The organism is Pseudofrankia sp. EUN1h, from assembly GCF_001854645.1.
In the GTDB taxonomy this organism is placed as follows: Bacteria; Actinomycetota; Actinomycetes; order Frankiales; family Frankiaceae; genus Pseudofrankia; species Pseudofrankia saprophytica.
Window position 1 is genome coordinate 1 of the sequence record NZ_MBLN01000002.1, and the last position, 26,130, is coordinate 26,130.

The 26,130-nt window shown below is 67.3% G+C and carries 27 protein-coding genes and 1 tRNA gene; 8 read left to right on the plus strand and 20 right to left on the minus strand.

Going from position 1 to position 26,130, the window contains the following annotated elements; translation table 11 throughout:
• Nucleotides 1-331 precede the first annotated feature (331 nt).
• Entirely contained in the window at nt 332-670 is a 339-nt protein-coding gene (gene tatA / locus BCD49_RS00585; protein WP_007508758.1) for a Sec-independent protein translocase subunit TatA, read from the minus strand.
• Between the two features lie 741 nt (nt 671-1,411).
• On the opposite strand from tatA, the gene BCD49_RS00590 reads away from it, so the two are divergent.
• Nucleotides 1,412-1,484 (plus strand) — tRNA-Arg (locus BCD49_RS00590).
• A gap of 91 nt (nt 1,485-1,575) precedes the next feature.
• Here the strand turns inward: BCD49_RS00590 and BCD49_RS00595 are convergent.
• The 3 genes from BCD49_RS00595 to BCD49_RS00605 form a co-directional block, all read right to left on the minus strand.
• Nucleotides 1,576-2,892 (minus strand): tyrosine-type recombinase/integrase, encoded by a 1,317-nt coding sequence (locus tag BCD49_RS00595; protein WP_083401170.1) that lies wholly within the window; start codon nt 2,890-2,892, stop codon nt 1,576-1,578.
• Nucleotides 2,892-3,101, minus strand: coding sequence for a hypothetical protein (locus tag BCD49_RS00600; RefSeq protein ID WP_007508760.1), 210 nt, complete (start codon nt 3,099-3,101; stop codon nt 2,892-2,894). The genes BCD49_RS00595 and BCD49_RS00600 overlap by 1 nt, the downstream gene beginning before the upstream one ends.
• A gap of 248 nt (nt 3,102-3,349) precedes the next feature.
• Nucleotides 3,350-3,646 carry a hypothetical protein gene (locus tag BCD49_RS00605; RefSeq protein WP_071040994.1) on the minus strand — a complete coding sequence of 99 codons (297 nt, stop codon included), beginning with the start codon at nt 3,644-3,646 and terminating at the stop codon, nt 3,350-3,352.
• 174 nt (nt 3,647-3,820) lie between these two features.
• Here BCD49_RS00605 and BCD49_RS00610 point away from each other — a divergent pair, with 174 nt between their 5' ends.
• Entirely contained in the window at nt 3,821-4,009 is a 189-nt protein-coding gene (locus BCD49_RS00610; RefSeq protein WP_007508762.1) for a helix-turn-helix transcriptional regulator, read from the plus strand.
• A 45-nt stretch (nt 4,010-4,054) separates the two neighbouring features.
• On the opposite strand, the gene BCD49_RS00615 is transcribed toward BCD49_RS00610, so the two are convergent.
• From BCD49_RS00615 to BCD49_RS00635, 5 genes are all read right to left on the minus strand, one after another.
• A complete protein-coding gene (locus BCD49_RS00615; protein ID WP_071040996.1) occupies nt 4,055-4,246 on the minus strand; it encodes a helix-turn-helix domain-containing protein in 192 nt (63 codons plus the stop codon).
• A gap of 41 nt (nt 4,247-4,287) precedes the next feature.
• The gene (locus tag BCD49_RS00620) at nt 4,288-6,000 is read right to left on the minus strand and encodes a replication initiator (RefSeq protein WP_007508765.1); all 1,713 of its coding nucleotides are present in this window, start codon (nt 5,998-6,000) and stop codon (nt 4,288-4,290) included.
• Nucleotides 5,997-7,661 carry an FtsK/SpoIIIE domain-containing protein gene (locus tag BCD49_RS00625; protein WP_007508766.1) on the minus strand — a complete coding sequence of 555 codons (1,665 nt, stop codon included), beginning with the start codon at nt 7,659-7,661 and terminating at the stop codon, nt 5,997-5,999. Before BCD49_RS00625 ends, BCD49_RS00620 begins: the two co-directional genes overlap by 4 nt.
• A 128-nt stretch (nt 7,662-7,789) precedes the next feature.
• Nucleotides 7,790-8,107, minus strand: coding sequence for a hypothetical protein (locus BCD49_RS00630; RefSeq protein WP_007508767.1), 318 nt, complete (start codon nt 8,105-8,107; stop codon nt 7,790-7,792).
• On the minus strand, nt 8,104-8,514 hold the full coding sequence (locus BCD49_RS00635; RefSeq protein ID WP_007508768.1) for a hypothetical protein: 411 nt from the start codon (nt 8,512-8,514) through the stop codon (nt 8,104-8,106). Before BCD49_RS00635 ends, BCD49_RS00630 begins: the two co-directional genes overlap by 4 nt.
• 189 nt (nt 8,515-8,703) lie before the next feature.
• Between BCD49_RS00635 and BCD49_RS00640 the strand changes: the two genes are divergently transcribed.
• The gene (locus tag BCD49_RS00640) at nt 8,704-9,108 is read left to right on the plus strand and encodes a helix-turn-helix domain-containing protein (RefSeq protein WP_007508769.1); all 405 of its coding nucleotides are present in this window, start codon (nt 8,704-8,706) and stop codon (nt 9,106-9,108) included.
• Nucleotides 9,109-9,232: 124 nt separating this feature from the next.
• Here BCD49_RS00640 and BCD49_RS00645 read toward each other — a convergent pair whose 3' ends face one another.
• Nucleotides 9,233-9,730: a hypothetical protein gene (locus tag BCD49_RS00645; RefSeq protein WP_007508770.1), complete on the minus strand. Its 498-nt coding sequence runs from the start codon at nt 9,728-9,730 to the stop codon at nt 9,233-9,235.
• A gap of 199 nt (nt 9,731-9,929) precedes the next feature.
• On the opposite strand from BCD49_RS00645, the gene BCD49_RS00650 reads away from it, so the two are divergent.
• Nucleotides 9,930-11,354, plus strand: coding sequence for a helix-turn-helix domain-containing protein (locus tag BCD49_RS00650; RefSeq protein ID WP_007508771.1), 1,425 nt, complete (start codon nt 9,930-9,932; stop codon nt 11,352-11,354).
• 38 nt (nt 11,355-11,392) lie between these two features.
• Here the strand turns inward: BCD49_RS00650 and BCD49_RS00655 are convergent, their stop codons facing one another.
• From BCD49_RS00655 to BCD49_RS40085, 3 genes are all read right to left on the minus strand, one after another.
• Complete coding sequence (locus BCD49_RS00655) at nt 11,393-11,659, minus strand: hypothetical protein (RefSeq protein WP_027140208.1); 267 nt, start codon at nt 11,657-11,659, stop codon at nt 11,393-11,395.
• 16 nt (nt 11,660-11,675) lie between these two features.
• Nucleotides 11,676-12,614 (minus strand): phosphotransferase family protein, encoded by a 939-nt coding sequence (locus BCD49_RS00660; RefSeq protein ID WP_335341665.1) that lies wholly within the window; start codon nt 12,612-12,614, stop codon nt 11,676-11,678.
• A gap of 306 nt (nt 12,615-12,920) precedes the next feature.
• On the minus strand, nt 12,921-13,628 hold the full coding sequence (locus tag BCD49_RS40085; protein ID WP_241832223.1) for a restriction endonuclease: 708 nt from the start codon (nt 13,626-13,628) through the stop codon (nt 12,921-12,923).
• 321 nt (nt 13,629-13,949) lie between these two features.
• Here BCD49_RS40085 and BCD49_RS43040 point away from each other — a divergent pair, with 321 nt between their 5' ends.
• Together BCD49_RS43040 and BCD49_RS43045 are read left to right on the plus strand one after the other, a co-directional pair.
• Nucleotides 13,950-15,083: a hypothetical protein gene (locus BCD49_RS43040; RefSeq protein WP_131803347.1), complete on the plus strand. Its 1,134-nt coding sequence runs from the start codon at nt 13,950-13,952 to the stop codon at nt 15,081-15,083.
• Nucleotides 15,084-15,508: 425 nt separating this feature from the next.
• A complete protein-coding gene (locus BCD49_RS43045) occupies nt 15,509-16,009 on the plus strand; it encodes a hypothetical protein (RefSeq protein ID WP_131803348.1) in 501 nt (166 codons plus the stop codon).
• 815 nt (nt 16,010-16,824) lie between these two features.
• On the opposite strand, the gene BCD49_RS00665 is transcribed toward BCD49_RS43045, so the two are convergent.
• Nucleotides 16,825-18,135 carry a hypothetical protein gene (locus BCD49_RS00665; protein ID WP_071040998.1) on the minus strand — a complete coding sequence of 437 codons (1,311 nt, stop codon included), beginning with the start codon at nt 18,133-18,135 and terminating at the stop codon, nt 16,825-16,827.
• Between the two features lie 640 nt (nt 18,136-18,775).
• On the opposite strand from BCD49_RS00665, the gene BCD49_RS00670 reads away from it, so the two are divergent.
• The gene (locus tag BCD49_RS00670) at nt 18,776-20,578 is read left to right on the plus strand and encodes an AfsR/SARP family transcriptional regulator (protein ID WP_007508780.1); all 1,803 of its coding nucleotides are present in this window, start codon (nt 18,776-18,778) and stop codon (nt 20,576-20,578) included.
• 20 nt (nt 20,579-20,598) lie between these two features.
• Here BCD49_RS00670 and BCD49_RS43915 read toward each other — a convergent pair whose 3' ends face one another.
• Nucleotides 20,599-20,865: a hypothetical protein gene (locus tag BCD49_RS43915; protein WP_007508782.1), complete on the minus strand. Its 267-nt coding sequence runs from the start codon at nt 20,863-20,865 to the stop codon at nt 20,599-20,601.
• An 833-nt stretch (nt 20,866-21,698) separates the two neighbouring features.
• Here BCD49_RS43915 and BCD49_RS00680 point away from each other — a divergent pair.
• Nucleotides 21,699-22,265 (plus strand): hypothetical protein, encoded by a 567-nt coding sequence (locus BCD49_RS00680; protein ID WP_035926064.1) that lies wholly within the window; start codon nt 21,699-21,701, stop codon nt 22,263-22,265.
• A 158-nt stretch (nt 22,266-22,423) separates the two neighbouring features.
• On the opposite strand, the gene BCD49_RS00685 is transcribed toward BCD49_RS00680, so the two are convergent.
• From BCD49_RS00685 to BCD49_RS00705, 5 genes are all read right to left on the minus strand, one after another.
• Nucleotides 22,424-22,918 carry a DUF1877 family protein gene (locus BCD49_RS00685; protein ID WP_007508786.1) on the minus strand — a complete coding sequence of 165 codons (495 nt, stop codon included), beginning with the start codon at nt 22,916-22,918 and terminating at the stop codon, nt 22,424-22,426.
• A gap of 273 nt (nt 22,919-23,191) precedes the next feature.
• A complete protein-coding gene (locus BCD49_RS00690) occupies nt 23,192-23,458 on the minus strand; it encodes a hypothetical protein (protein ID WP_198535933.1) in 267 nt (88 codons plus the stop codon).
• A gap of 278 nt (nt 23,459-23,736) precedes the next feature.
• Nucleotides 23,737-24,441: a hypothetical protein gene (locus tag BCD49_RS00695; protein ID WP_007508792.1), complete on the minus strand. Its 705-nt coding sequence runs from the start codon at nt 24,439-24,441 to the stop codon at nt 23,737-23,739.
• A gap of 109 nt (nt 24,442-24,550) precedes the next feature.
• Nucleotides 24,551-25,765, minus strand: a complete 1,215-nt coding sequence (locus tag BCD49_RS00700; RefSeq protein ID WP_007508794.1) for a hypothetical protein — start codon at nt 25,763-25,765, stop codon at nt 24,551-24,553.
• A gap of 55 nt (nt 25,766-25,820) precedes the next feature.
• Nucleotides 25,821-26,000, minus strand: a complete 180-nt coding sequence (locus BCD49_RS00705; protein ID WP_051466118.1) for a CBS domain-containing protein — start codon at nt 25,998-26,000, stop codon at nt 25,821-25,823.
• Between the last annotated feature and the right edge of the window lie 130 nt (nt 26,001-26,130).

Here is a 26,130-nt window from a genome sequence, read left to right on the forward strand (position 1 = left end):
GCCGTCAGCCGTCAGCCGTCAGCCGTCAGCCGCTACTGGGTTGTGGGGCGTGCCACCGGCTGTGGGGAAGCGATTCTGGCCAGGACTGCGCAGCGGCACCGCCGCATCAGGAGCTTGATCGTCGGTTCTGTATCGAAATCCGAACTGGCGAGGGCTCGGAGTTCGGATTTCGATACAGTCGTCGCGATCTTCYGTGGTGACGGTCGGGCGAGCGAACGTCGCCGGAGCGCGCGATGGTCGCCGAGCTGGATTCGCCGAGCTGAATCGATGACGTCACGTCGTAGGCGCCGTGTTCGGTCGCGCTAGGCGGCCGGCCATTCCGGGCGTGAAGTTAGCTGGCGCTGTTGGCCTTGTCGGCCACCGCGGCGGCCTTGGTGGCCTCGACGGGGTGGCTGGCCGTGGCGGTGGTGGAGACGGGCGCCGGGGCCGCATCGCCGGCCGGCGACGCGGCGGCTGCCGCGATGGCGGCTGGCAGGGTGGCAGCTGGCGGGGTGGCCCCGGCCGGGGCGGCGGCCGGGGCGGCCTCGTCGCCCATGGCCTTGACCTCGGACTTGAAGATGCGCATGGAGCGTCCGAGCGAGCGCGCGGCCTCGGGCAGCTTCTTCGAGCCGAACAGGACCAGCACCACGACCGCAATGATGATCAGTTCCGGTGCGCCCAGATCTGGCATGTGCGCGGCTCCTCCCGCTCGCGGACCGGCAAAAACGCCAGTCTGCAACTGATGTTACGGCTTCGCCGGGCGGCATGGCGCATGGGCACGAAGCCTCTCACTTCTCGTGGGGCCCTCATGCTGAAATCCTGACAAGGATCATCCAGCCGCGAATAGATGATCGTCGGACGGGCGGCGTCACCTAACGAAAGCCGGAGCAAGAAACCTCATTGCTGCCGGCTTCTTGTCCCGAAAGGCGAACGTCCGGTGCCAGGGATCGGTGCCTTACTACGGTCGCCCTATCGATCCCTTATGGTCCCTGGGAGTCGATCCCCTATGGTCCCTGGGAGCCACCGCCGTCCCCATCGCCGCGATGCGCGGCCGTCTCCGCTCACGCCCCTTATGGGCAGCAACGGCCATCGGAACCTCGTCCGGTGCGGCGATCATCTACCCTCTCCCGGCGATCATCGCTGTCGTCCGCCCGTCCGCCCGTCCGCCCGTCCACCCGTCGCGCGGCACTCCGCCCAGCGGCCTGACGCGCAGGTCCGCCTCGGCCGACAGGTCGAACACCTCCCGAAGGAGATGCCTGGGCGCTGCCGCGCCTGGTCACCCCCGCAGGCTCCCGGCGCGTAGGCCTATCAGATCCCTGTCCGGCCTGGGCTCCGAGAACCCCGTCTACCGGTTCGATCGCCGCCCCGTCCGTGCTGTAAGCTGCTTCCAGTCAGCCGCTAGGAGCGGCCGACACCGCTGGACCCGCAAGATGCGCTCGTAGCTCAACGGATAGAGCATCTGACTACGGATCAGAAGGTTGGGGGTTCGAGTCCCTCCGAGCGCACGTCTGGTCGAGACAGGTCAGAGCCCCGCAGCAGCCGCAAGGCAGCGCGGGGCTCTGCTCTTTGACAGCCAAGTTGACAGGCTAGGGACTGTCAGCCCGCTTCCGCCCTGTCGTCCGGGTCGCTCGGCTCGTCGTCCTCCTGGTCCTCGGCGTCGTCCGCCGTGTCGAACCAGGCATCGAGCTTGGTCGCCGCGTCGCGGCTGACGTCTTCGACCATGTCGACGTAGATGTCCATCGTGGTCGAGAGCATCGTGTGGCCGAGCATCGCCTGAATCTGCTTCCAGTCGACGCCCAGGGCGTAGGCCATGGTCGCGGCGGTGTGGCGGAGGGCGTGCGGGCCGAGGTGGCGTAGGCCCGCCTCTTTACACAGCGCGGCCAGGTGCGTGTTCAGGGCGCGCGGTTCCTGGTAGCGACCAACGGTGTTGGGGAAGATCAAGYCGTTCTCCTCCCAGCGCTTGCCGGCCGCCTGTCGTTCGGCCGCGAGGTGGCGCCGGTGTGTCTTCAGGACGTCGATGCACTTCCCGGGTAGTGCGATCGTCCGCTGGCCGGCGCGGCTCTTGGTCGGCCCGACGATGAGGCCCTGGACGCCGCGAACGCGGGTCACCTGGAGTTCGACGCGGAGGGTGCCCGCGCTCTCGTTGAAGTCGCGCCAGCGCAGCGCGAGCACTTCACCGCGTCGTAGCCCGACCATCGCGAGCAGGACGTAGACCGCGTAGAACCGGGTCGGTTCAGCCGCCGCGAGTAGTTGGAGACCATCGTCACGGTTCAGCGCCGAGACCTGACGCCGTGGCTTACGGGCCTTGGGGACGCGGACCGTCTTCGCGACGTTGCGGGATGCCTTCTCCGTGATGACCGCTTCGTCGAGTGCCTGAGAGATGATCGTCCGCAAGGTGCGCATGGTCGACGTGCTGTAGCCGGCTACCGCCTTGCCGTTCAGGAAGCGCTGCACGTCCTCGTGCTTGAGGTCGACGACGCGGATCTTCCCGAGGCCGGGCCGGACGTGGTTCTCGACGTTGTCGCGGTAGCTGGACTTCGTGGACAGCGCGCGCTCGGACGGCATGACCACCTCGTCGAGCCAGTACGTCAGGAAGTCGCCGAACCGCGCGGGGCGGTCAAGATTCGCGACGCCGTCGGCCTGAGCCTGCCGCGCCTCCTGCTGGGCCGCGATCGCTTCCTCTTGGGTCTTGAAGTAGCGCGGTACCTTCTTGCGCCTGCCGTTCACGATGCCGTAGTCGATCTCGACGACCCAGCGCTTCCGATCCTCGCGCCAGAACACCGAACCCTCGCCGTGTGCACGGCGGTTGCGCCGCGTTCGTTCTGTCGAGGTCTGGTCGGTGTCAGTGCTGGCTACCGAGTCCTGGTTGGTCGTCTCGTCGCCATCGCCGCGGCGTGCCTTGCGCGCGGCCATCACGCCACGTCCAGCGGGTTGCCGTCGGGCCACTCGAAGTGATCGCACCAGGGGCAGCCGTACGGGCTGTCTTCCATGTCGCAGGCGAATTTCGTTTCGCCGTCGGGCTGCGGGTAGCCGACGCCCTGGCCGAGCGCGGCCCGGTCGAGGTGTTCGTGAAGCGCCTGCGCGGGGGTGATGCGCGGTGGGGTGGGCGTGTTTTCGGGCATGGTCGGTTCGGCTCCTTGCCGGAAGAGAGCGGACCGGATCACCGGGCGCGTCTACCGCTGCCGGGTGCCGGTTGGGGTTCCGTTCTCTGGGCGGAGGAGGGTCTGTCGGGGCGCCGGCCGCGTCCAGGGCGCTGCGCGTCGCTGCGCGATCGGCCTTCGGCCGACCCTGGACCCGTCCGACACCCCGACAGCTGGAAAGGCCGCCAGAGAACGGAAGAAAAATGGGGGTGGTGCAGGCAGGGGTGCCGTTACGGGCKGGAGACGCCTGCCGCTGCCGGGTCCGTCGAGGGCGCCACGCCCGCGGGTACGAGCGCCGGGGTGCCGGGCAGGTGCCGGAAGACGAGGACCACGTCGATGTCRCCGAAGTGCTCGGTGAAGAAGGCGTCCGGCGGGAGGTCCGCGAGGATCGCCACCAGGTCGCCGACGTCGGCGCCGGGGCGGATCGTCAGCTCGTGGCCGGTGTCGGTCGTCTGCGTCGAGACGAGCGGCGAGTCGTCACCAGGGGTGCGCCACGCGCCAAAGCCTCCGGAAGAGAAAATGGGCATAGGGCTTCGCTCCTTGTGGATGCAAGGGGTGGGGTCTCAGGTCCCGGTTGGGTGTTGGCGCACCCGCCGGGACCGCCTTTCCGTTCAGGCACTTGACGGTTGCCTAGTGCCTTGGTGTCGAGTGTGGATGCCGGGTAGGCAACCGTCAAGTACGGTTCTGGTGTGCATCACCTCATGGGGGCCGCCGAGGTCGGGAAGCGGCTGGGTGTGAGCCGGCAGCGCGTGAGCCAGATCGCCGGCAGTGACCCGACGTTCCCGAAGCCCGTTGCCGATCTCGCCGCCGGCCGGATCTGGCGCGCGGAGGACGTCGAGCGCTGGATTGCCGAGCATCGGCCCGACCTTGGACCAGCCGACGCCGGGTAGCGATCGGCGTTGGAGGTCCGCGCGCCTGCTGTGGCGTAGCCCGTGTCATGCCGCCGTGCCGTTCTGGCCGCCGCGGAGCCGGCCGATGTAGGCGAGGAGTGCGTMGTGGGGGATGCGTCTGGCGCGGCCGATGCAGATGGATTCGAGTTCGCCGGTGGCGAGGAGTTCGTAGACGGTGGAGCGGCCGAGGCCGAGTTGTTCGGCTGCCTCTGCGGGGGTCAGTAGGAGCTTGGTCACGGCGGTCTCTCCCGGGCGCGAGGGTCGGAGCGGATGGCGGGTCAGGCCGCGGACGGCCGGTCTCGGCCCGGGGGTCCGGTCGCGTCCGGGGGTATCAACTGCGCGCGCCAGCGTTGCCGGTTCGCGATCGCGCGCAAGATCAGATGTTCGCGTCGGGGCGCATCCTGGTCGCCGGGCCGGACCAGTTCCCAGGCCAGCCGTGGCGCGTTCGCCGAGTTGGCGACCGGCTGCTCTGCCGGACTGCCGTCGTCGGGCCGGTGGCCGAGGGCTTCGAGCTGGGCGCGGACGAAGTCGATCCGGTCGGCTTTGTGGTCGCCGAGGGTCTTGCCGGACCACTTGCGGGAGACCAGGACCCGCCGGCCGCCGAAGCCGAGCGTTTCCCGCCGGTGGGTCTTGCCCTTGCACCGGCCGGGAGCGAGGCCGGGCCGGGCGTTCTTCGGCGCGATCCCGTGCAGGAGCCAGTTCGCGCAGATCGGCGAGCACGGCTCATAGCGCAGCGCCGCCGCCAGCCGGTCGACGTGTGCCCGCTGGCGGTCCGTCTCGACCGCGTGGCAGCCATCCAACGATTTGGTCAGGTACTTGGTCAGATAGCCGATCAACTTCCCGGCGGTCTCGCCGTTGGCGGTGACGCCGTCCGCGCGGATCTGCGGCCCGAACCGGACGACATGGGCTGGTTCGTCGTCCGGGCCGATGGCATTGAGCGCGTCATCCCATGAGACCAGCTCTGCCCCGGTGACCGGATCGACGTAGCTGCCCGTCTGCTCGTCCCACGTAGGCAGATCAGGACCGTCCGGCGCGTATGCGGGCGTGCCGGTAGCCGGCCACCACACCTGGTGGTAGGTCGCGGCCGCGACCTGGCGCAGCACGATGCGGGGAACGGTTCCGCGGAACGCGGCGTGTAGGTGCGGGGCGAGCCGTCGCTGTGGTTCCAGGACCGCGAAGTACTGGACGTCCCAGCCCACAGCGCGGCGCAGGTTCTGCCAGAACCGATCGATCAGTTTCGCGAAGTGAATCGCGTCCCGCGCCGCCCGCCGGTAGTCGTACGAATCCGGATCGACGGGTGTGCCGTCGGTTAGGACGCGGCCGTAGGTGTCGCAGGTGAGGGTGAGGAACATCGAGGGCCGCCAGGTCGTGCCGTCCGGGGCGGTGTAGGTGCGGCCGATGGTGCGCTTGTCGACGGGTAGCCGAGGCAGGTCCGCGGCGTCCTGTCGCCGCCGGGTCGAGCGGATCCGTCGTGGCCGTTCCCGGTTGTCCGGCGCTGTCTTGCCGCGTACGCCGAGCTCGGCGAGGGCCTCGTCGACATGACCGATCACTCCGTCGATGTCGGCGACGTTGGCCGCGTCGCCGGCTTGCTCGGACTCTTTGCGGAGGGCTTCGAGATCGGCGCGCAGCCGGCAGAGGTCCTTGGCTTCGTCCGACGGCGGATCAGGGTCGGGCAGCGGTTCGTCGTCGAGGTGCCATCCGCTCCTGCACTGCGCCATCCGCAGCCGCCGCGCCCGCTCCGCACACGGCGGGCATTTGCTCGCGAGGGTGGCGCCGCAGGGTGCGGGGATGAGGGTGGTCTCGCCGGTGTCGAGGTCGACGCGGCGTAGCGCCACCGGCCGCACGCATACGCCCTCTTCGACGGCGACTGCTTCGACGACGTGGCGGGCGAGTGGCTGGCGCATCCGGGCCAGCCGTGAACCAGGCCTCGGCTCCTCGGTCGATGGACTGGCCGCGCCGGGGTCGGTGTCGTCGTGGTCCACGGTGGTCATTGGTCGGTCCACGGGTCGCCGTACTCGGTCAGGTCGGGAACCCAGCCGTCTGCCCGACCGCGGGGAGCGGGGCGCCGGCCGCGCACCTTGGGCCGTGACCACGAGAGCCGTCGCCGCCGGACCGGCGGGTCGAGGCCGAGGACGTCGCCGAAGCCGCGCGCCCGGAGGATCTCCACCACGTCCGGCCAGACGGCGGGCGCTGGTAGCTGCGGACGCACAGGCATGGCCGGCAGTTCTGGTATCCAGCCGGTGGCCGGGACGCGGTAACGGTCGACGGTCCGGCGGATTTCCGCGTCATCGGGAAAGGACGCGCGGACCCGGATCGGTTCGGCGCCGCCGTCCTCGGCGACGTAGCCCGTGCCCTGCTGGCCGGGTGGGATGTCTTCGCAGCGGGCGCCCTTCTCGTGCGCGCCGGCGCCGAGGACCAGGTCGACCTGATCGGCTTCGACCAGGCGCAGCGCGACCCGGACCGGGAACAGGTCGCGGAACGGCAGCGTCTCCTTGCGCGGGTCCTGGACCGCGGCCACCACGACCACGCCCGGCGCCCGTCCCTGCGACAGCAGCAGTGGCAGCGAGGCCGACAGTCGCTTCTTGAGATCGCGGTCGGTCGCGTAGGCGGTGAGTGCGGCGATCTCGTCGACGACGACCACGATCAGCGGGTCGCCCACGGTCGGCACATGGAGCCGGGACACACCCCGCAGCCCGTCGGCGCGGGACTGCATGCGGGCTACCGCGTCGTCGAGGAGGTCGGCGATGGAGGGCAGGTCGTAGGCGAACCGGGCGAACATCGGCGCCCCCGCGGCCATCTCCATCCCGCCCTTGGGGTCGCAGACCCACAGTTCGGCGAGTCCGGCGGAGACGGCCGGGCCGAGGGCGCGGATCAGTGACCACAGCACCGAGCCCTTGCCCGACCCGGTGGCACCGGCGACCAGAACATGGGAGCCGCGCAGCGGCAGCAGCCACGGCGCGCCGTCCTCCCGCCGGCCGAGCGGCAGGCTCTCGAGATCACCCGGAGCGTTCGGCCCATCGAGCGGCGCCGGGGGCACGACGGTGTCCAGCGGGTCGCGGCGGTAGAAGTCGACCCAGACGAACCCGACCCGCTCCGCACGGACCCGGCACGCCCGCGCCCGGTAGATGTGCCGCAGCGCCTCCGCCTGCTCCGCCCAGACGTCGGGAGTCTGGCCGGGTAGCAGTTCCACCCGCAGCGACTCCACCGCGACCGAGGCGCGGAAGCCGCGGATACGGGGGAAGTACTCGTCAAAGGTCACCCGCTCCGCGTTGGAGGCGGGGATCTGGATCGCCAGGCCGCAATGCACGGTCGCCGCCCGCCACTTGCGGCGGTAGACGGCCACGAACCGGAGCCGGCCCCAGGTCCACCGGGCCGCCCGGTCGAACGAGCACCGATGCACCAGCCGCCAGACGATCGCGACCGTCAGCACCGCGCCGGCCAGCGCGGCCAGGCCGAGCAAGCCCGTGCTCCGGTAGAACGCGGTCAGGATGACCAGGACGGCGACGGTGAACGGGTGTCGCACGAGCAGCATCGCGAACCGGCCGCACAGCCGGGCCGCGAGGCCGACGAGCACCATCCACAGCGGTACACGGATCGTGTCGTGGCGCGCGGGTAGGGACGGGATGCGGCGGTCCCCGTTGATTCTTGGCATGACGAATACCACCCGTTTCACGGCAKGGCAAAGCCAGGGCAAGGAAACGTGAGAAAAGAGGGCAGGCCCCGAGGCGCCGACGCCGATTCAGACCGGCGCCCCGGGAAACCCGCGATAAAACGCGGCTATCAGGCCGCGCGCGACATCGACGGAACCGCCGCCGAAGCCGGGCCGGACGTTTCGCCGGCCTCGGTGGCGCTCGGGGTTGCGGTGAAAAGCTGGCAGTTCTCGGCGAACCGGGCCGCCGCGTCCGCCAGGTCCCGAGCGAACCGCATCGCGGTCGAGTCGAGGTCCGTCGTCGACAGCGCGATCGTGACCGTGACGTCCCCGGTCGACAGCGTCAGGATCGGCGACCGGTCGTCATAGGTGTAGACGGAGACCGACGCCCCAGCGCAGACCGCCAGATGCGCCGACAGACGCGTCGGTGACGTGCGCTTGCTGCTCACGCCGCCGCCTGGGTGCGCCGAGCCGGCAGCGGGGTAGCCGGCCGCAGGCCCGAGGCCCGCAGCGCGAACATCTGCCGCGGCCGCGACCCGTTCGTGTCCACCCACGGGATCACCAGCACCCCGACCAGCTCCACCGGCCGAAACGGCGTGCCCGGGATCGGGTCCGGTGGCACCGGCGCCACCTCCGCCGCGATCTTCACCTTCAGYTCCGCCGTCCGCGCCGTCGGATCCGCATCCATGATCCGAACCACCCACAGGCGAACGCCGGTCTCCTTGTCGAGCTCCTGCGGATCCGGCGCGCCCGCCCGCATCTTCTCGAAGTCGTTCGACGGCTCCACACCGAGCACGTACGCACCGTTCGGGAACACGTCCCCGAACGCCACCGGAATCCTGCGAGGAATCGCCACCGCGCCACACCTCCGTGGAGTCACCCGCGCCCGGACGTTCCGGGCGCCTTCGGTGATACGGACACGATGCGCCGCTCGCCGAGCGCTCGTCGAGCGGGTATCCAATGGTTGGATAGCGCCGTTGGATGAAATGCAGGTAGTAAGGTCGCGTTGTTCTCGCCTAAGCCCGGAAACGATATTGTTTGCTTTGTGGTAAAGAACGGGGAGCGGCCGGTACGCACGCCGCGCGAGGACTGGCGGGCCGTCGCGCAGGCGCTCAATGCCCGGATGACCGCCCGCAGAGTCGGTCAACAGGAACTTGCGGACCTGGCCGGAGTGTCGGTCGCGACGCTGCGCGTGTTGCAGCACGGAGCCGGCCGCCGCCGCGTCCAGGACGCCACGCTGGCCGCAGTCTGCCGCGCGCTGGACTGGCCAGCCGACCATCTGCTGTCAGTCCTGCTCGGTCAACCCGCGCCGGGAGCCACCTCCGCGCCGAGCACGTCCGCCGAGGACGCGTTCGCCGGTCTGGTCGAGGGCCAGGCCAAGATCCTTGCCGTCCTGCTCCGCATCGAGCAGCGGATCGACGGCATTGCTCGTCATCTCACGTCGGCGTAGGCACCACCAGGACGACAGCCAGCCCCCGACCAGCGGCGAAGCGCCGATCTCCCGGAAACAGCGAGGGCCGAACCCACGAGGCATTGCCCGCAGGTCCGGCCCGTCAGCCGTCCGACGCCAGGTCCTATGACGCCACCGGCACCGCGTTCCCGCCGCTCCGCCGACCGCGCATCCCTGTCAGCGCCCGCCGCATTGCACTGAGCGCGTCCGCCTGCCCGGCCGCGAACGCGGCCCGCTCCGAAGACGTCATGAACCGCTCACCACCGAGACATGCGTCGGAGCTGTCCGAGCCGACCAGCATCCCGCCGTTGCTGACGACGCGGCCCGCGATCGCGTCGAGCAGTTCCCGCCGTGACCGAGGCTCACCCGCCGGCCGGTAGACGAGGACCAGGTCGACATCCCCGAACGCCTCGACGAACGCCAGACCCGTCGGAAGCCGGGCGATCTGCTCGTACAACTCCGCCAGGTCCGAGCCTGAGCCGACGACGAGCGCCCAGTCGTCCCCGGCCCACGGCCGCGCGGAGACGCCGCCCTCAGCGTCAGGAACACCCGCAGGTCGTTGCTCGCCGTCGACCGGCATCGCGGTGCCGCCGTCCTCTTGTTCCGTCGGGTCACCTGTCATTCGTGATCCTCCTGTCCTGCTGGTCATGGCTCGATCACCCGCCCTACGTGCGCGAACAGCCGCAGGACGGGCATGACGGCCAGCCTTGTGCCGCCCGGCCGGCACGAACAGGTACGCGAATGGATACCGACCGTGGATAATGCGACAAACAGTGCAGGCCCGAACACGCGTCGGCCCGCCGCACCAAGGAGCCGTGACCATGACTCCACATCGCGACGCCCCCAAGCCCCCGCCCGAGCTGTGGGACCGCCCCGACATGGCGAAGGCCTTGGCAGAGCGCGACATGGGCCAGGTGCTGAAGATCTACCAGCAGTGGACCGGCGCCCCCCAGACCCAGCTAGCCCGCATGATCGGCGTCGGCCAGCCCACCATCAGCGGGATCATGCAGGGCAAGCGCCGCGTGGAGACCCTGGCGCTCTTCGAGCGCTTCGCGAGCGGTCTCGGCATCCCGCCCGGACGCCTCGGACTCGCCGACCCGAACCAGACCACCACGCCCGCACAGCCGACGTTCACCCTGCCCGAGGTCCCCACCGCACGGCCGCGCGTTGAGAACACCGTCGACTTCCTGTCCACGCTGTGGCACGCCGATCTCGACCAGCCGAACGAGCAGGCCGCGCCCGACTCGACGATGTGGCCGGAAGCCGCGCTGGACTGGCTGTTGCACACCGGCCCCCGCGCGCCCCGCCAACCCAGCTCCGACCGCCGGGTCGGCATCCCGGACATCACCGCTGTGCAGGCGACGACCGCGATGTTCGCCGGCCTGGACAACCGGTACGGCGGAGGCCACGCCCGCCACGGTCTGATCAGTTTCCTGTCCGGCGACGTCGCTACCCTGCTCCGCGGCCGGTACGACGCCGCGACGGGGGAGCGGCTGTTCTCTACCGTTGCCGAGTCGATGCTGTTGGCCGGATGGATGGCATACGACGCCGGAACCCACGGGCTGGCACAGCGCTACCTCGTGCAGGCCCTRCACCTTGCTGAGCACGCCAACGACCGCCGACTCGCTGGTAGCGTCCTGTCCGCGATGAGCCACCAGGCCACGTTCCTTGGGGACTTCCACCAGGCGGCGTGTCTCGCGCGTACGGCCGTGGTCGGTACGAGGGACGTGGCCACGGCGACGATGACCGCCCAGTTCCATGCGATGGAAGCCCGCGCCCACGCTGGGAACCGCGACGCCGCCGCCTGCGACGCTTCCCTGTCCGCGGCCGAGGCCGCGTTCTCCCGTCGCAACCCGGATGACGACCCCGAGTGGATCACCTACTTCGACGAGGCCGAGCTGTCAGCCGAGTTCGGCCACTGCTTCCGCGACCTCGGCCGAGCCGCCGGCGCCCGCGCCTGGGCTGGCCGCTCCGTCGAAGCCAGCAGTGACGGCACTTTCGCCCGTTCCGACTTCTTCGCTGCCATGGTGCTGGCCGACGCCCACCTCGACCACGGCGATCCCGAGCCCGCCTGCACTGTCGCTCTCCAGGCGTTGAGCATCGGCGACCAGCTCAAGTCAGCCCGCTGCGCCCAGTACGTCACCGAGTTCCGCGGCCGACTCGCCAAGGTCGGTCGCGCATCGATCGCCCGCCGCTTTACCGAACAGGCCGCCGAACACCGCCTCTGGCAGCCCGCTACCGCCTGACGCCCGATCGCCGACTCCGCGGTCGTTTCCCTGCGCCGCTAACGGTGCTGTGCCTCGGATGAGGCGGGAGTCGCGTTGGTTACCAGCCGGCGGACAGCCTCGACGATCTCCCGATCACTGGCGACGCTCAGCACCGTGATTCCCTGAGGGCCAGGCCCACGGTGCAGGAGCCGCAACGCTACGCAGAGGTGTGCGCGAAGATCGCCGAGTTCACGGCGAAGCGCGTCGCGCTCGGCTCGAATCTCGCTCAGCTCGTCGGTGCTGTTCTCCGTCATCTCGCCGCCTCGGCCAGACTGCTCGATCATCGCTGTCGCGCCACCTTCAGAGCGGAGCCCAATCCCGCCGACTCCCACCCGAGCGCAGGGCAGCCATCCGCTTCGCGAACTCTCCCGCCGCACGAGGCTCTGCGCCGACGTTCTGACCGACCCAGATCACCATCGTCGTTTCCCGAACGTCCCGCAGAACGGGGTACCCGTCCCAGGCCATGACGTCGAAGCCGTAGCAGTCGACGAACGCCCGGTACTCGTCGGCGCTGTGCCAGCCGTAGGAGTCGGCGTACATCGCGGTCAGGAGCAGGTCCCATTCCCGCGGACCGCGCGCGAAGCCGTCCAGGTCGATCAGCACCGCTCGCCCGGACTCGTCGCGCAGCACGTTCCCGACGTTCGCGTCCCCGTGGACCGGCCCCACCGGCAGGGCGAACGACAGCCCGGCGTACCTCTCCCGAAGCTCCGCCACCCGGTCGAGCAGGAACCGCCGATCCTCGTCCGCGACCCCGGTCGAAGCGCGGATACGAGCGTCGGCCCGTGCGAACGGATCGAGGTCCGGGAGTACCAGGCCGACCGGCGCGACCAACCCGTGCAGTCGCCGGAGAATCTCCGCTAGCTCGACGGCGGAGCCGTAGTCGTCGCCGGTTCCAGCCGCCGCCCAGAACGTCACTACCCGACCGTCGACCACGAGCGGCTGAGCGGCGGCCACGCGAGCCGTCTGGACCACGGGCACCCCGCCAGCGGTCAGCCACTCCGAGACGACCAGCTCTCGCCGCGCCGCTTCGAGGTACGCCACCGACCGCCCGATCCGAACGACGACAGGCGCCGCAGCAAGTCGGAACACCGCGTGCTCGCCAAGCCTCATCAGCCCCGCGTCGCCCGGGTCGAGCCATGCAAGGCCGCAGGCGTCTACAAGGACACGACGGGCCGCAGCCACATCGAGCGAAGCCGCCGACGCCTGCCCGTTCGCACGCCCGTCATCGGCTCCAGCCACCCGCCGAACGCTAGCCGACCGCTCGTCAACGCGTAGCCCAGACGAGCGAACCTCCAGCTCAGCGCACACATCACCGTGCCGTCATCCGCTCGCCGACCGAACGGGTACGCCACCAGGTCCGCAGGTTGCCGAATTACTCGATTTGGAGATCAAGAGGCTTCGCCGCGCCGCGCGGCGGATGCGCGCGGCGCTGGCGCGCCGTGCTCCCCGGCGCGTCGCAGCACTCGCACCGATGAGGATCATCGTACAGGCCGGGACGATAACGGCACCGACCCTCAGAATCGGCGCGATAAACCAAGCAGGTAGCTAACCTTCCAGAGCCGACTCGGCGGCATCTAGCTTTTTCTCAAGATCAGAAATTATGTTATCGACGAAGTCTGCGACCTCTATAGGGTTAGTCGTAGAAGCGAACAACTTCGGCCGACCCATCATCAAAATTGCCTCAAATTGATCCGGCGCAGAACCTGTCAATGCTGAATTGACTGCATGCCGCGCAGCGCGAAGAACCTCATCACCACTGTACCCGTAGTGCATCAAGACTTCCCGGCRCAGTCCCTGTTCGATACGAAATTCCTTACCGAGAGAGAAATACCGCTCGCGACACGAGCTGATACGATCTTGAAGTTCACGCAAGCGGGCTCGGCCGATATCATCGCTCGCGCTGATCCTTAATTCTGCGAGCGATGTCGTCCGAACATTTGTAAGACGGGCCGCCTCGAGCGCCCCACTCTGGAACCCGCTCTCCGCCAGTATTATTCCACGATCCGCGCCAACGTCTGACACGATCTCGCGGAGCGCAAGAACATGCAGTTTCGTAATTGGGGAGTTCCATTGCTTGCATTCGACTAGCCACAATGTCTCGAACCCCAAATGGTGTGAGCGAACGACCACATCGACGTCGTGAAAGGTTCTGACGCCGTGCAGGCGTACATCCGTTTCGGCGCTCAGGCCGATTTTTCGGAAGAATTTTGCGGCCTCTTCTTGGTAGTCGCGCCAGGTCGCCACGCCACTCATTATGACGTACCAGCCAGGTGATGTGGACTCTAGCGCACGGCAACGGCGTGGACGAGCGGTGATGCCACGACTGTCGTGAGACCTGTGACCTACACAAGTCGGCGGTGGCGGACGACGGAGCTGATCATGTGGTATTCCTCCAGCCGCGAGCTTCGAGCCCATCCCGACCCGCTGGCCATGCCTGGTCGCCGGTCCCGATGGATGGCGGCACCCTACCCGATGGCATCGATTCGTATTACTGAATGCGACGCAAGATGCGGACAGTGTGACGCTCAATGTACTGTCGCCTTCGGTACGCTGCTCAGGTAAAGGTCTACCTACTTGCAGCAGGTGGACCGGCCCGCGTTGACGGATGGAGGGGCGACGGTGGTTWTGACGAGCCTATGGACGTACCGGATTTTCAGGTCGGCCGAGACCTATAAAGATCTGCCGCAATTGTTGGATGGCATCTCGTTCAAACACGAACACCGCCATGTAAGCGTCACAGTTGGAGAGGTGCCAGACGAGATCCTTGGGGCTAAGTGTTCTGCTCTCTATTTCCTGGGCCGTCTCTCCGATCCGAAAAAGGTGGAATCTGACTACAGTGCGCCGGATGATTGGAGAACGAAAGGACGGATCTATGTATGCATAAAGGTGGAAGAACGCTCGGACATTTCTGTCGGGAGTGGGAAGGATGAATCTGAAGACTGGTGGTTCGATTTCGATTCGGCGAGACGAGCGGCTGACTCCAGCCGCGAGGCTCGGAACCGAACCCTTGACCTAGCTACAGGTGTCCTCGCTGGCCTACTTGGCCCAGAAATCCTCTCTGAGTTTATYGAAGAATCTGGGATACTTGTGCGGTGCGGGCCGAATGTTTCTCGCCCCATCCCGTTGTTCTCAGTAGGCCAAGCCAGGGTGTCAGTTCAAAAACCTTTCGAGAGCCTTGACTTAGGAGATCTAAAGTCCGTTCAAAGTTACTTCCCGAAGAGCGGCAAGAGTCCAGCATCTTCAATCGGTCGATGGATATCTCTCGTGCTGGGCGAACGGGATCCATTCAAACGATTGATGTGGGCTTATGCCGGAATTGATATGTGTGTAAACAAGGTTCTCGGTTCCATTCGAGGTGATATCGCCGAAAGGATTAGATTCGAGGATGAAGGTGGGTCTATTCTTTCTGGCTTGGCGGTCCGAGAGCTGATCTGGCCGCTCCCATCTGACAGTTCGGGCAATCCGGCCCGCGACCCAGATCGGGGAATCATATTCAAGTTTGCGGCGGTCGCGCTGACATTCTTTCCGAAGACTGCCAATGAGGATATCGAGAAATTTAAAGAAGTCAACAAGTATCGAAATGGTGTTCACGGAACCGGGGAGTTTGATGCGGACGGCCCAGTGGAAGTCGCTGTGGAATTGTTCGTTCGATATGCCCCTGAGGTGATTCGTCGTCTTACTGGCATGGATCGATCCGAACCGGCGTAGAAGGGTCATACCTCAACTGCGCCACCCTCAAGATCAGTCAGTTCGCTTGCTCAAGATAGCCGTTGGCGCATCTGGTACAGCCATCCGTACAGCCAAGCCCGCGGACACCGGTCAACCCCGGCGGACGGCGGTGGACGCGGGCGGGACTGTAACTAGGATCGACGGACGAGCGTGGACGTCAGCGGACTAGCTGGGCCGATCTTGTAATCGGTGGGTTGGAGGTTCGAGTCTCGTTGGCTCTATCTCTACTAGGGTTGCAATGCGGCGCAGGTGGTTCGAGACCGTTTTACACTACCGACGCTAGGCATTCAGAACGCTGTGGCGCCGTCCAGTTTCGCCCCGCCAGCATGGAGACCGCCTCTTTCCTATGGTATTAGGTTCAAAGTCATCGCGCGTCGTAGGCGCACGCCGCTTAGCATATGTTCATGACACCGGTTGCAGAGTACGTCCCCGCCTGGATTCAGGCATTCGGCGTTACCGCTGGATTTGCCGGAATATATCTGCAACAGCAAAAAAACAGGGCGGACACCGAAAAAGACAGGTCTGAAAAGCTTGAAGCTCAAAAAATTCAAGCTCGACTCGTTTCGGTAGTGTTCACGGCCCCCTGGGACTACGATGGACACTGGGGAGCGACTTCTATCCAAATAAATAATGAGACATCTCCATACCCGCTCTTTGAGGTAACTATTTCGCTGATTGCTACGCCACCTGGTCACTCCGCGCAGCGGTCCGAGATCAATTTTCCGAGCATTTCGGCTGGCGAGATTGCGGATCGAACACCGGAGGGCATCTTTCCGATCAAKGGTCTTACAAATAGAGATTGGAACTATTCTTGGGTGATGCGTTTTACCGACTTCTACGGAAAAAGGTGGATTAAGGATAGTAGTGGAATGCTGCGTGAAGAGCACTCAAAACTCAAGCGTTGAATCCGGTGCGGATGCAATTTTTGTTATCGCGGCGGCGGGTCGAAGGGTGGTATGATCATTCGTGCGGCCAAACCTGTGAATACCGGCCGATGTCGGCGGGCTACGGTGGAACCATGTAAGGCACCGGCGGACTGTAAAGATGTCGGTAAACATCCAGGGTGGAATAAGAAAATCTTGTAACCGGGAGGTCGGAAATCTCCGGCGGAGGCTTCAAGTCCTGTTGCGGGGCCTTGGGTGGCTGGGAGGACGGTTGCAGCCAAACTCGTGGACGACTGCGGACGAGCACCGCGCTCGGCGGACTGATCTGTGTCCGCAACCAGCATCAGCGGACGTCGGTGGACGAGGCATGGAAGATCTCATAATCTCCTGGTCGATCAGACCGCTGTCATGCCTTACGCTTTGATCGTCCTCGCCCAAGGTGCGGAGGCTCCGGATGACCGCACCCACGACTAGGAGAGGGTGGCAGCCCGTTCGAGTCGGGCCGAGTCCGGGGGACGCCACCRCCTCGTGCCGCGGCGTCCCCAAGCCACCCGAAGGTCAGTCGCCAGTGCGGCGTGAGGTCGCCGAGTTGACGCTGACAGCCAAAGTGACAGGCGAGCCGATGGACGCTTGCGGACAACTGTGGACCGCGATGGAGCCGCCCGGGTCGACGACCTGCACCGGCGGACCGCTGTGGACGTCCGTGGATGATCCAGATCAAACTATGGATCAAGTGCTCGGGTTGAGTCCGTCCGAGCGCGAGGCGGATCGCCGGTCATGGGGGCTTGTTCGCGGGGATCGATCCCTACCGGCACGGCTCTTCGCTGGGCCGGCCGTCATAGTCGGCGTGCTACGGCGTGCTTGACGTCGTCGTCCTCGATGGGGTCGTCGCGCAGAAGAGTCAGCAGGCTCCGCACGTTGTCGGTGAGCGGGATGTTCTCGGCGGCTAGCTGTCTTACCTCCGGCTCGCAGTCGAAAAGGTAGGCCGGCAGGTTGTTCAGCGTGTGCTGCCAGTCCAGAAGGAGCAGGCTGCGCAGGTAACTGGGCCGTTCATAGGAATGTGGCGAGGCGATGGCCAGCCAGCGCAGCCGGCGCACGAGCAGGGCGCGGGTGTCCGTCTGCGCGTTCGGTGGCAAGGCCGCGACGATCCGGGTGAGGCCCGCGGTCAGTTGGTCGTAGCCGCACCACTGGTCGGCGAGGCGGTCGAGTGCGGTCAGGAGAGTCGGGATGTCCTGTTCGTCACCGTGTTCGGCGAGGAGATCCGGGGCGTCGTGGAACAGGGGGTGGTCGGAGTCGGCGGCCCAGGTTCGGGCGGCTGGGACCACGAGCGGTCCGAGTGTGTGCAGCGCGCGGGTGAGGCCCGGGGCCCGAGCGGCTCTCAGCTGCTCGACCAGTTCGAGCAATTCCGGTACGGCATGGCCGCGGCGGCGAATCTGCCGCAGCGCCATTGCGAGGGTGCCGCGATCTGTGTCCGGTGCCCRTAGGAGGTCGATCAGATCGGCGTCGGACGTTTCAGTAAGATCGTTCCCGGTGGCTGGGCTGTCGCAGCGGTTGGGCAGGGCGTCGTCGAGGCGGGCATCGAGGCTGGGGTCGCGGCCACGCCAATGTCGCCAAGGCTTGCCGCTGGGAAACAGGTGCGTGGTGTCGTCGAGGTCAAGGCGGGCAGCGGCGGCCTCCCAAAGATCGTCCCACCACTCGACGGGCCATTCCTCGCTGATGACCTCTAGCACCTCGACCCAGCGGAGCCCGTCGCGGACGTAGCCACGCAGCGCCTCGCTGGCCTGCGCGTTGCCCGCGCGGGCCAGCGTCTCGAGGATCCCGACCGTGAGACGAAACTGGTTGTCGTCGTTGGTCGGATCCCGGTGTGGCCAGGGGCGGTCGGGGCCGCAGGCGCGGAGCTGCGCGATCAGCGGAGCCAGATCGAGGCGTAGGTCACGCAGCAGCCGGGCTAGATAACCGCGTCGATTGTCGACCTGCCAGTCCCAACGGGTATCCCGGCTGGTGCACTCGTAGACTATTTGCGCATGTTCAGGCTGGCCACGCAGTCGAACTACCGCGATGCCGTGACCTCGTTGCAGCTCACCGAGCAGGCTGCGGTACGACGCGTAATGCCAGGCTGGTGGAATGTCCTCGGCTTCGATGCTCATCGCGGCAAGCATKGGGGTCAATCGGGCAGTCGCTCCACCAGTTTTCGCCAACCTGGGGCCGATCCGGTCCGTCCTGGCAACGTTCCGTGACGAACGTCCGACCGGCCGCCGTACTGCATTCGTACTGCAACGGGGGTGGACGCCAGCGGACGTCGGTGGACGTCGCYGAGGCCGTGACCTGGACCGGTGGACGTCTGCGGACGTCCGTGGACCGGCCGCCGAGGTCTACGGATCAGAAGGTTGGGGGTTCGAGTCCCTCCGAGCGCACGTCTGGTCGAGACAGGTCAGAGCCCCGCAGCAGCCGCAAGGCAGCGCGGGGCTCTGGACTTTCCGGGGTCCGTACTGCAGTTCGCGTTCCTCCGCCAGTCACCCGGCGCGACGCCCGCCTCGCGGCCGAAGGCCGGGTTCACGGCGTCCGTCCGGAGACCAATCTGGCGGCGATCTGCTGCAGGCCCGGCGAGGCTGGGCGTGACCCTGACCTGCGGCGAGAGTATGCACGAATCCATCTTTGGAGTACCTCGGCGCATCGCCCCCGTCGAGAGTGCGCCAGCTGATGCCGTTGCGGGCTGGCGTCGTTTCTGTCACCGGCCGGACATGGCGGCGGGCTGACGGGCGTGGTCCAAGGCTGGACCATAGGTCCGTGGGCACTCTTCATATCCGGTTGATCGGGCAGCCGGTGATCGAGCGGGGCGGCCGGACCGTCCTCCCACCGCGTGGGCGCAGGGCGTGGGCGCTGCTGGGCTATTTGCTGCTGGCGGAGCGTCCACCGGGCCGGCGGCACCTGGCGGACCTGCTGTTCGGCACCGCGGAGGACCCTCTCGGCGCGCTGCGCTGGTCGCTGAGCGAGCTGCGCCGCGCTCTCGGCCAGTCTGACGCTTTCCAGGGCAACCCGATCAGTACCCAGCTCACCGGTCGCGTGTCGGTCGACGTGGACCTGCTCGCCGCGGAGCCAGCCGACCCCGCCGTGCTCCTGGAATTGGGCGGGGAACTGCTGGAGAACGTCGAGCTCCAGGACCGTCCGGCGTTCCAGGCGTGGCTGCTGGCGGAGCGTCACCGGGTGGTCGCCCGACACGAGGCGCTGCTGCGCTCGGTGGCGTCGGCCCGGCTGGCTGATGGGCTGGGTGAGGAGGCTGTCCGGTACGCCTCGGCCGCGGTGGCCCGAAACCCGCTGGTCGAGGGCAACCACGAACTGCTCGTGCGCGGTCTGGTCGCGATCGGTAGTCACGCGGCGGCCCGGCGGCAGGCCGATGCCTGCGAGGCGCTGCTGCGCCGTGAGCTGGGATCCGAACCGTCCCCGGCTCTGCGAGCCGCGCTGGCGCCGGCCGTCGTCGCTCCGGCGGTCTCCCTCGCCCTTCCCCGAGGAAGCCACCGGACCGCCGCCGTGAGCCTGCTGCGAGCAGGGCAGGCGGCCGCGAGCGCCGGCGCCGTCGCCACCGGACTGGGCCACCTGCGCCAGGCCGCCGCCGAGGCGGCTCTTGGCCGGGACCGAGCGCTGCGAGCGCAGGTACTCACCGCGCTCGGCACCGCGCTGCACCGGGCAGATAAGGCCGTCGCGGCCCTGCGCGAGGCGGCGGAACTGGCCGAGGTCTCCGGCGACCGGTCCACCGCGTCGGCCGCCTACCGGGAGTTGGGGCTCATCGACGTCCGGGCCGGGCTGAACGCGAGCGCGCGCACCTGGCTGGCCAGCGCGCGGGAACTGGCGGAAACGGACGCGGAGCGGGCCGCGGTTCTCGGCCTGCTCGGCTGGGCGGCCACCGAGCTCGCCGACTACCGCGCCGCGTTCGCCTGCCTCGACGAGTCCTTGGAGCTCGCCCGGTCGGCCGGCGATTCCCGGCAGCAGGCGTGGACCTGCGCCTACCTGGGCCGGGTGCATCTGCTGCGGGCTGACGGCGCCGAGGCCGCCGCGACGCTGGCCCGGTCGCTGGAACTCGTCCGCGAGCAGCGGTGGATTCCGTTCCTGCCGTTCCCGCTGGCGCTTCGGGCCGAGGTTGATCTGCGCGCCGGCGAGGTAGACCGTGCGGCCGACGGATTCGAGCAGGCGTGGCTGACGGCGTCCCAGACCGGTGACCCCTGTTGGCAGGAACTCGCGGCCCGCGGGCTGGGGCTGGTGTTCGCCGGCGTCGGCGACGAGGCCGCCGCGCGTGCCTGGTTTCACCAGGCGGCCCGCCTGCACCAGCCGCGGGACAGCTCGCTGTGGGTCCATGGGCTGGCGCTGAACGCCACCATCGCCGACGCGCTCCTGCGCTGCGACGAGCCGCGTGCCGCGAGGCTGACCCATGAGCTCGCCGAGCTCGCGCGGGGCGCCGGAATGCGCGAACTGCTCGCCTATGCCCACCTGCACCGCTACCGGCTTGGTGACTCGGCCGCGCTGCCCGAGGCTCGGCGGCTCGCCGCCGAGATCGACAACCCCGCGCTCACCGCCCAGCTCACGACCGCGGCCTGAGCCCCAACTGGCTCAGTTGGTCACCGCCGTCCAGCGCTGCTGCTGCGGGGAGTCACCGCCGTCGGGTGCACGTCCGGGGCCTGCGAGGGCGGCACCTCGACCGCCCGGCGCGGCGTGTGAGGGAGGACGTCGATGCACTTCTCGGGCAGCGCGATCGCGCAGTGCCCGGCGCGGTTCTTCGTCGACCCGACGATGAGCCCCTGCACGCCGCGGACGAGGGTCACCTGAAGTTCGGCGAGGAGGGTGCCCGCGCTCTCGCTGAAGTCAGGCCGGCGTAACGCTGGCACTTCCTTACGAACCTTCTGCGGCTGTGGGACGCTCGCAGCGTGAGAAGCCGCGGAGGACGGACCCGCGATCTAGTGAGCTCCGCGGGACCTCCCGCGGGTCGGCATCGCGAGCGACCAAGGCGCCGGACGCCTGCCGAATTGCTTAGCGATGACCTCAAGAAGATGATAGGGCCTCGTGCGATAGCGCGGTTTCTTCGGGCTCACCCGGCACTCATTCTTCGTTGGATGCTGTACCTCGCCGTAGCTTACGGCGCTGTCGCTCTAATTCTTTGGCCCCTTGAGGAGCTGAAGATTCTAGAAGGCAATTTGGCGCCGCCGGCAATTTTTGCGAGTTCGGTTTTTGGGGCACACCTGCATCGCCTAATGATGCAGGAAGCGGACGAAGACGTACGATCCGAGGAAGGCACCTCTCCAGTAGGGGACCAGCCACCTCCGGCGGGCCGGCGCGGCGACTAGAGGGCGAGCTACGTGCCACCTTGGACCATACGGTGCCGACAGTCAAGTTCGCGAATGACGACGGACGAAAGTAGACGTACGCGGATGCCGCCGGCGGCGCGACCTGGACCAGGCGACCGTTGCATACACTCACGGACGGACGTAAGTCATCTTGAAATTTCTCAGTGCTGACTCTCGTTGAAAATGCCTGTGGCCGCTCTCGCCCGCGGATCGTGTGCCTCCTCAACGACTTCCTGACCGCCAACGTCGCCGTCTGACCGAGCCGGCGCGCCAGGGCCGACTCCCTGGGAGCGAGAGCCTGGCTGATGCAGATCGGAGCCCGAGCCACGGCCTACCGCTCGGGGCTTCAACGCATCGATCAGCCCTATGGTGTGAGCGTGGACAGCTCCGTAGGCGAGCCGCTGATCTTCCTTGATGTGGACGGGCCACTCATTCCCTTCGGCGCCCCGGCGGGCACCTATCCGAGCCAGGGACCCGGCTGCGGATCAGCGTCATCGGGGGCGAACCCGCTGCTTGCGAGGATCGACTCCGGCCACGGGCCCCGGCTGGCGGCCCTGCCGGGTGAGCTTGTCTGGGCCACCACGTGGATGGCCGACGCCAACGACTACGTCGCGCCGCGGCTCGGACTGCCTGAACTGGCCGTCGTGACGTGGCCGGAACCGTCCGAATTCGATGCATGGGATGAACACAACGGCCTGCACTGGAAAACCCGCGCCCTGGTCACCTGGGCTGCAGGCCGCCCGTTCGCCTGGGTCGACGACGAGATCACCTCCCCCGACCGGACGTGGGTCACGGCACACCATCGAGGACCGGCCCTGCTCCACCGAGTCGACCCCGGCCACGGCCTGACCGACGCCGACTTCAGCACCCTCCACCGATGGCTCACCTGGGTAGCACCAGCGCCCGCGCAGGCCCCGGATCTACATCATGAGAGCGGGCGCTAGGGGCCCATCGGCGGTCGCGGCACTCGGGCAAGGAGAAGTGGGCGGCCCGCCGAGGACTTCGGCTGGATGCTTCGGGGCCGCCGTGGGAACTCGTCCGATGAGTGGTAACTTCACACCTGGTGGGCCTGAGCTGTAACGCAGGCCTTTTGCATGCTTGGTCAGTCGAGCCAGACCAGTACCGCGTGGCCGGCCGCGGCTGCTCCCTGGAAGAAGGCCGTCAGGGGAATGAAATAGTCACGCCCCCATTCTAGGGAGTCCGCGGAGTTCGCGCTTTGGGGGTAAATGTCGGCATTGGCGATTTCTGAGGGGGTGACCGTCCGAATCAGCTGGTCATAGGTGGTCTGCTGCAGGATCTCTGCCGCTAGCCTGACCCGCTCCACTGACAGATACCGTGGAGGTCCATAACCCCAGTCTTCATCTTCGGCGAAGCATTCCTCGCCGTGGATGATATCTACGGGGAAAGATGATCGCCGCAACAAAAATGCGAGCAGACCCCATGTCTTGTAGGTACTGAAATGTAGTGCCTCAGCTGGCGTTGGCTTGCTCTCGTCCTGTGAATCGCGAACCGTCTCGGCGAGATCGAGTGCCCATTCGGGATCCTTGACGGCCTGGTCCAGCTGGCTCGGTGTGACTCGCAGGTACTCCCCGATCATGCTCACGGCGACAGGGTACGGGACGGTCGGATCGGCTCTACATACCCCTGGCGAGTCCCAGCTTCTGTGAGGCTCCTGGACGATCGGCTGGTACAGCCAAGCCCGCGGGCACCGACGGATGAGCGCCGCCGGCGGACGTGGGCAGGACCGTGACCAGGTATGGCGGACGACTGCCGACCTCCGCGGATCACCCTGGACGATCTCCCGACCKGGCGGCCGCGATGTGTGGTCGGCCCTACGATCAGCGCACGGCGTGCGCCGGCCGGCGGGGACTTAATCCGTAGGTTCAGCGCCGCGGTCTTCGTCGGCGCGTTCGTAATAGACCGTGATCGAGTGCCAGTCGCCGTCGGCCGTGACCTCGGTATGCATCATCAGGTCCTGAACGTCAACCTCGCCCAGTGCATCAATCGAGTCAGCGACCCGCCGGAGCAGGGCGCTTATGTCACCCTGACCAGCGCCCTTGGGATTCGATTGTGAGAAGTGGTATACGGACCAGGGGTCCCGAGGATCATGCTGACGCGCCACCGGATATTCCGTCAACAGATCTTCTGCCTTCCATCATCGACTACCAACCATGCGGCAAGTCCCTGCCCGACGTCGCGCAACCTGCTAAACAGCCTTGCCCGTACTGCTGCTGAACCGTAACGGGAGCATCGTGACCATGATAACTGGCGACATGGTGAGCCCGAGCGCTTCGGGCAGCCAGGTTTGCAGCCAATCCGGCGGAAGACCGCGGACGGCCATCGCGTGATCCTTTTCGAGAACGACCAAGAACTCGAGAAGGAGGAAACACGTGATGGCCGTGCGGCCGGGGACTCTCAGTCCTGGGAGCCGCCGAAGGCCGTCCGGACCTTGTCGGTCGCCCGCTCGGCGGCCCGGGCGATCTTCTGGGTGAACGGATGCTTGGCCTGGGTGATGGCGGTCCGGGTCAGCGTCCGCGTGGCCCAGTCGACGTGTTCACGAACCACCGGAGCCAAGGCGGCGACGGCGTCGCTCATCACGGCGCGGGCCTGGCCGTCGTCCGCCTCGCGAGTCAGTTCCTGGAGCAGGTCCACGTTCGCGGCGCATAGCTGCGCTGCGCTCAGGTAGGCCTGCAGTCCGGCCTGCTCGAAGGTGAGCGGGTCGGCCGATCCGCTGAGCAGCAGCGCCTCGATCGCCTTGGTGTCGAGGCTCTCGGTCGCCCGGCCGGCGGGGCTGGCGTACTGGTGGCTCCCGCCCAGCTGACCGATCAGCGTCTCCCAGACGCCGACGGCGCGCAGTGTCTCTCCCTCGAGATCCGCGTAGCGCGCGCGCAGGGCCGGGTTGTCGGACCGGGCATGCAGGGTGCGCACGAGGTTGATGCCCATCCGTTCGTGGGTGACGAACGCGGACAGCTGGTCGGCCAGGAATGGTCCGTTCAGGCCGCTGTCCGCGGCGAAGTCGGTGTAGCGGTCCTCGGCGACCTCCCGTTCCGGAAGGACGGTGACCATCGGTCCTGGCCTGATGGTGGCTCCGGTCTCAGGGCGGACGGCGGTGATCGGCATGGCTGCTCAGTCCTCTCGGGAGCTGGATGTCCGACGTGTCCGCCCGCCCGGGGGGGCGGTTGCGCCTGGCGGGCGGGCAAACGCGTCGCCAGTGAATGGAAGCGGCCTGTCAGCGGGAGCGGGTGAAGGCGTCGCCGCGCAGCCGTTCGACCGGGTGCGGGCCTTCCGTCTCGATCCGGTAGTCCGTCCCAAAACCAGCGCGATGCTCGTCGATGACCTGCTCGCTGGGCACACCGCCCGTGTTGACCGTCGCGAGACGCTCCTGGAAGCGCTTGTGCGAATCCATCACGTAACCGGTCCCGAGACTGGTCAGGTCGATCTGGGTCGCCAGGACGTCGCGGACATAGGCCTTGTTCGGTTCGAACACCACCGGCTCGGGCAGCTCGACCGGCAGCACCTCGGCCGGATCCCGTCCGTCGTAGCGCTTCATCAGCTCGCAGGCGACCCGCAGCTGCTCGATCTCCATCCCCAGATGCAGGTTCCACAGGTCGCGGATCCGAGGATGCGTCTCCTGCGCGGCGAAGGAGTAGTACATGTAGCACTCGTTGTACTCGTGCAGGGCCAGCTGCTCGAACCAGCTCTCAGCCGGGTCCAGCATCGACTCGTACTGCGTGACGTGCTCCTCCTCGACCATGCCGATCTCGGCATAGAGGCCACGGGCCAACGGCTCCATGTACCKGTTGCCGATCGTCATGTAGAAGTTCATCGTCTGCTGCTCGGCCGCCGTGATCGTCAACGCGTGCAGCCGGCTGCGCGGATCCGCCGTGTGCTTGTCGTAGTGCTTGCGGATGTTGTCCCGCGGATCCCGGTGCTCGTTCGCCGTCGGCCGGCCCGGCATGACCTCGGTGAGCCGGCGCACCACGCCCTCGGCCTGCTTGCCCTCCAGCAGCTCGTAGAGGTTGGCGTACCGGTACAGGTGGTCGAAGTCCTCCAGCAGGCCGAAGTCGTAGGTCTGCTTCAGATAGGGGTCCGGCTCGGAGCGGGCCAACCACGCCGTCAGGTCCACGGCCTCCTGCTCGTAGCCGAGCGTCACCTCCAGCGTGGTCTCCTCGCCCGGAATCAGCCAGTTCACCGCCTTCTGCTGCTGCTGCTCGATCGCCCGGGTCTCGGCCAGCGCCGCCTTCACCTCGGGCACGTCGATGTGCCGGTTGAACTGGTGGCTGAAGAACACAGCCTCCACTTCGAGGCCGTTCATGGCGATCACCCGGCACCGGGTGTACGGGTCGACGTCGGCCTTGTCATACGGCTCGACGTTCAGCTCGGACCAGTTCCGCACCTGGTCGTCGAGCGAAATGCCCTTCTCCTGCAAGGGATTGAAACCCATCAGGTCCTCCCGTGGCGGCCGCCCTTAGGTTGGACATACCAGGGCGACCTGGTAGTCAGCGGTTGCCGGGCATCGCACTGACCTGGCCGAGCACCGACTCCTCATCGCCCTCGACCGCCAGATCGCCAAGACTGACGACGCCGACCGGAGCCGCCCCCTTCACGACCGGAAGCCGTCGCACGGCGCGAAGCCGCCTCAGCTCGGCAGCGTCGTCGATCAGAGTCTCCGGTGTCACCCGTGACCGGTTTTCGCGTCGTCATCTCGGCCGCAGTGCCAGCCATCAGGGGTCTCCCCCCATCCGGATCCGCCCATCCCCCTGCCCCGGGACATGCGGACAAACCGTCGGAGCGCGAGAACCGCCAAGC

Coding starts and splice junctions, on each gene's coding strand:
- BCD49_RS00655 (WP_027140208.1), bottom strand. CDS start 11,659: ATGATCGAGCAGTCTGGCCGAGGCGGCGAGATGACGGAGAACAGCACC.
- tatA (WP_007508758.1), bottom strand. CDS start 670: ATGCCAGATCTGGGCGCACCGGAACTGATCATCATTGCGGTCGTGGTG.
- BCD49_RS00685 (WP_007508786.1), bottom strand. CDS start 22,918: ATGATCGGGGAGTACCTGCGAGTCACACCGAGCCAGCTGGACCAGGCC.
- BCD49_RS00600 (WP_007508760.1), bottom strand. CDS start 3,101: ATGCCCGAAAACACGCCCACCCCACCGCGCATCACCCCCGCGCAGGCG.
- BCD49_RS00620 (WP_007508765.1), bottom strand. CDS start 6,000: ATGACCACCGTGGACCACGACGACACCGACCCCGGCGCGGCCAGTCCA.
- BCD49_RS00645 (WP_007508770.1), bottom strand. CDS start 9,730: ATGACAGGTGACCCGACGGAACAAGAGGACGGCGGCACCGCGATGCCG.
- BCD49_RS00625 (WP_007508766.1), bottom strand. CDS start 7,661: ATGCCAAGAATCAACGGGGACCGCCGCATCCCGTCCCTACCCGCGCGC.
- BCD49_RS00695 (WP_007508792.1), bottom strand. CDS start 24,441: ATGCCGATCACCGCCGTCCGCCCTGAGACCGGAGCCACCATCAGGCCA.
- BCD49_RS00610 (WP_007508762.1), top strand. CDS start 3,821: ATGGGGGCCGCCGAGGTCGGGAAGCGGCTGGGTGTGAGCCGGCAGCGC.